Source organism: Kribbella sp. (genome assembly GCF_035687465.1).
Taxonomy (GTDB): domain Bacteria; phylum Actinomycetota; class Actinomycetes; order Propionibacteriales; family Kribbellaceae; genus Kribbella.
Genome location: NZ_DASRXP010000759.1, coordinates 1 through 4,219, shown reverse-complemented (window position 1 = coordinate 4,219; position 4,219 = coordinate 1). Strand labels below are relative to the sequence as shown.

Genomic DNA, 4,219 nt, shown 5'->3' with positions numbered 1-4,219 from the left:
CCTGCGCCTCCGGCCGCAGCGAAGCGCTGACCATCCACACCAGCGGCGCGAGGAAGGCGGCCGCGAACAACACCATCACCACGTACTGCGAAGTCCGGCTCGCGAATCTCATGAGTAGAACACCCACCTCTTCTGCAGCTTCCACTGCAGGAAGGTGACCGCGGCGATCACCGCGAACAGGATCCACGCCATCGCCGAGGCGTAGCCGACCTTCCCGAAGCCGAACGCGTTCTGGTAGATGTTGAAGATGTAGACACTGGTCGCATGTCCCGGCCCGCCCTTGGTCATCACGTAGATCAGGCCGAACACCTGGAACGAGGTGATGAACTGGGTGATCAGCAGGAACAGGAAGTGCGGCGTCAGCAGCGGCAGCGTGATGTACCGCAACCGTGCCCACGCACCCGCTCCGTCGATCCGGGCGGACTCGAAGTACTCCTCCGGCAGTCCTTGCAGACCGGCCAACAGGATGATCATCGGGTAGCCGATGCCCTGCCAGACGCTCACCAGGATCACCGCCGGCATCGCCCAGCTCGAGCTCGACAGCCACTGCGGCCCGGTGATCCCGAGCTGGCTCAGCAGCCCGTTGATCACTCCGTTGTCCGGCTGGAAGAACCAGAACCAGACGAAGCCGATCGCGACCACGTTCGTCACGTACGGCGCGAAGTACGCGGTCCTGAAGAAGGCGACCCCCTTGACCGGCCGGGCACACAGCAGCGCCAGTACCAGGCCGATCCCGATCGTCAGCGGGATGCTCGCCACCGTGAAGTAGATGGTGTTCTTGAACGTCTGCCGGAACAGCGGATCGTTGCTGAACAGGTCCTTGAAGTTCCGCAGCCCGACGAACTTCGGCGCCGAGATGCCGTTCCAGCTGGTCAGCGACGCACCCATCGAGACCAGGATCGGGAAGAACTGGAAGACCACCACTCCGACCACGACCGGACTGATGAACAGCCAGCCAACCAAGTTCTGTTTGCGTCGTGCGCGGCGGGCCTCGGTGACCGCCACGGTGCGGCCGCGTGTCATCGTCATCGTTGCCATAGGCAATCAGCCTCACTGGTGTGGTACTGGTTCGGCGTCACCCCTTCAGGGCGGTATCCACCTGGGGCTTGATCTGCTGCAGGACGTCCCCGACCGGCTTCTCGCAGTTGTAGGCCTGGTCGAGCGCGGGGCGGTACAGCTCCCGAGCGCCGAGCGTGTTCTTGGTCTGGTTGGTGGCGGTGAGGTGCTTGGACGCCTCACCGAACAGGCCGATGTGCTGCGGCATCTTGCCGTTCGGCGCCAGTCCGGCCGCCGCCTTGTTGTTGATCGGGGTGAAGGCACCGCCCTGCAGGAGGATCTTCCCGCCCTCCTCGCTGGACAGGTACTTCAGCAGCGCCCAGGCCTGGTCCGGGTTCTTCGCCTCTTTCGGGATGCAGAAGACGATGACGCTCGACTCGGTCTTCTGCTCCACGTCGGCGGGCGGCGGCGCCACGTCCCAGGTGAAGTCCTTGATCGTGCTGCGCAGGTACGGCACGGTGCCGAACGTCGCGTACATCATCGCGAGCTTGCCCTGCGCGAACAGCTGGGTCTCGGCGTTGTCCTGCTGCAGCATCGACCACGGCGGCTGGACCTTGTCCTTGCAAGTCAGGTCGGTGGCCCATTGCAGGGCCTCGACCTCCTTGCCGCCGGCCAGCGTGAACTGCGTGCCGTCAGGGGAGAAGATGCCGGTCTCGCTTCCGTGGTTCACGGTGAAGGTCTGCTCGTAGCCGGTGTCGAGGTAGACCAGCGCACCCCAGCGCTTGCCCGGGATGGTGAGCTTCCTGGCCCGGTCGGTGAATGCGTCCCAGGTCCAGCCCGTGCCGGTCCAGGTGGTCGGCGGCAGCGGAACACCCGCCTGTTTGAAGAGGTCGACGTTGTAGAAGACCAGCCGCGGCTCGTACCCGACCACCCAGGCGGTGTGCGATCCGTCCGGCTGCTTCGGGAACTCGAACACCTCCTTGGCGAACTGGCTGGTGTCGAGCTGGTCCTTCTCGATGAACGGCTTGAGGTCCAGCAGTGCGCCCTGCTCGGAGAACCCGCGGACGAAGTCGTCGTTGATCCGCATCACGTCCGGCGGACTGCCGCCCGCCAGCAGGGTGCGCATCTTGGTGTCGTACTCCTGGGTGACCGCGGGCTGCACCGTGACCGACGTACCGGCGGCCTTCTCGTGCGCCTGGATCGCCTGCTCGAGCGGGGTGCCTTTGACCTGCTGCCAGTTCAGGAACGTGAGGCCGTTCTTGCCGCCCGCCTGGTTACCACTACCGCCACAACCAGCCAGCAACCCGCCGGCGGCGAGTGCCGACAGCCCGGCGAGGAAGCTGCGTCGGCTCGGTTCTGCGTGGAACGTCTGCACCGGAATCTCCCATCCGCATCGTGTCGAGATGGCCTGCGCAGTCCGTCATCCCGGCCCGCTGAGGACGTGCGGGACCACCCCGCCGGCATCGGCGGGTCGGAGTGTTTCACTGGGATGACTGGGCTATGAATACGTATACACAGCTCAGCACATCAGGTCAACGGCGAGACGTGAGACTCTCCTGCGGAGAACCTGAAAAGACCGACGGAGGGAGTACGGCGGATGGCCGGTCCGGATCGACCACCGACCAGCAGGGACCTGGCCCGGCTGGCGGGGGTCTCGCAGGCGACGGTGTCGAGGGTGCTGACCAACAGCCCACGGGTCAGCCCGGACACCCGGGCCCGGGTGCTCCAGGTGCTGGCAGAGGCGAACTACACCCCGAACGCGCTGGCCAGGGCGATGAAGACCGGCCGGACCGACACCATCGGCGTCTTCATGACCCGGGTGACGAGCCCGTTCCACGCCGCCCTGCTGGACGAGATCGGCCGGCTGCTCGGCGAGGTCGGGCTGCACATGATCCTGTGGAACATCGAGCACGACCCGGAGGAATCGGTCAGCAAGGTGATCCAGCAACGGCTGGTCGACGGCTTCATCCTCACCTCGGCGACGTACACCTCGAAGCTGCACACCATCGCCGTCGCCTCCGGTACGCCGACCGTGCTGATCCACCGCGGGATCGACGGCCTGGACTGTGACCAGGTGGTGGGCGACAACTGGCAGGGCGCCTTCGACGCGGGCCGCTACCTGGTCGAGGCGGGCCACCGCGACATCGGTCTGGTGACCCTGGAGCACACCGGCAACACCTCGCGAGACCGGGACCTGGGTTTCCGTGCCGCACTCGCCGAGGCGGGCGTCTCGGTCAAGAACCGCAACGTCATCACCACGAATGTGGCGCACGCCGACGGCCACGCGGCGGCCCGGCAACTGTTGTCCGCCAAGAAGCCGCCGACGGCGATCTACACCGTGACTGATCTGCTCGCGTTCGGGCTGCTCGACGGCGCCCGCGCACTCGGTGTGACGGTGCCGGACGACGTCTGGGTGGTCGGCTTCGACAACACCGAAATGGCGTCCTGGGAGGCCTTCGACCTGACCTCGGTCAACCAGCCCGTGCACGACATCGTGAAGGCCGGCATCGACCTGCTCCGCCGCCGGATCGCCGACCCGACCGCGAAACCGACGATCCTGACACTCCCCTGCCCCTTGGTGATCCGCGGCTCGACCGCTCACACCGTCGTCGGCTGACGCGGTCTCAGCGGTCCTGCAGCAGCGGGAGAACGTCCCGCAGTACGGCCAAGTGGTCGGCCGGCTTCTTCAGGCCCAGCTTCATCGTGTTCACGCACAGATGCGTCGCGCCGAGCTTGCGCCACCCGTCGACGAAATCGGGCCAGTCACGCTCCGGTACTGCGCCCAGCGACAACCGCGGCTCGAATCCAACCTCCGCGGGATCACGCCCTGCCTCGACCGCATACGCGCGAACCCGTTCCACCCGCGCCTGGGCCTCCTCGTTGGGCGGGCTCTGCGGCATCCACCCGTCTCCGATCCGCCCGGTACGCCGGAGTACGGCCTCCGCATCCCCGCCGAACCAGATCGGAATGTTCCGCCGTACCGGCAAGGGATTGAGCCCGGCCTCCTCGACCTCGTGGAACGCGCCTTGATAGGAGATGACCGGGTCCGCCCAGAGCTTGCGCAGCAGGTCGACCTGCTCGGTGATCCGCGCGCCGCGCTTCTCGAAGGGCACCCCGAGCGCCTGGTACTCCACCTCGTTCCAGCCGATCCCGACGCCCAGCCTGAACCGGCCTCCGCTGAGCACGTCCACCTCGGCCGCCTGCTTCGCCACCAGCGAGGTCT

4 protein-coding genes are annotated in these 4,219 nt (G+C 66.5%); 1 reads left to right on the top strand and 3 read right to left on the bottom strand.

Annotated elements, in window-relative coordinates; translation table 11 throughout:
• Positions 1–108: 108 nt before the first annotated feature.
• On the bottom strand, positions 109–1,029 hold the full coding sequence (locus VFG33_RS40975; RefSeq protein WP_325058446.1) for a carbohydrate ABC transporter permease: 921 nt from the start codon (positions 1,027–1,029) through the stop codon (positions 109–111).
• Positions 1,030–1,075: 46 nt separating this feature from the next.
• Positions 1,076–2,371, bottom strand: coding sequence for an extracellular solute-binding protein (locus VFG33_RS40970; protein WP_325058445.1), 1,296 nt, complete (start codon positions 2,369–2,371; stop codon positions 1,076–1,078).
• Between the two features lie 222 nt (positions 2,372–2,593).
• On the opposite strand from VFG33_RS40970, the gene VFG33_RS40965 reads away from it, so the two are divergent.
• Complete coding sequence (locus VFG33_RS40965; protein WP_325058444.1) at positions 2,594–3,613, top strand: LacI family DNA-binding transcriptional regulator; 1,020 nt, start codon at positions 2,594–2,596, stop codon at positions 3,611–3,613.
• 7 nt (positions 3,614–3,620) lie between these two features.
• Here the strand turns inward: VFG33_RS40965 and VFG33_RS40960 are convergent.
• Positions 3,621–4,219 (bottom strand): TIGR03619 family F420-dependent LLM class oxidoreductase (locus VFG33_RS40960; protein ID WP_325058443.1); only part of this gene is annotated, 599 nt, incomplete at its 5' end.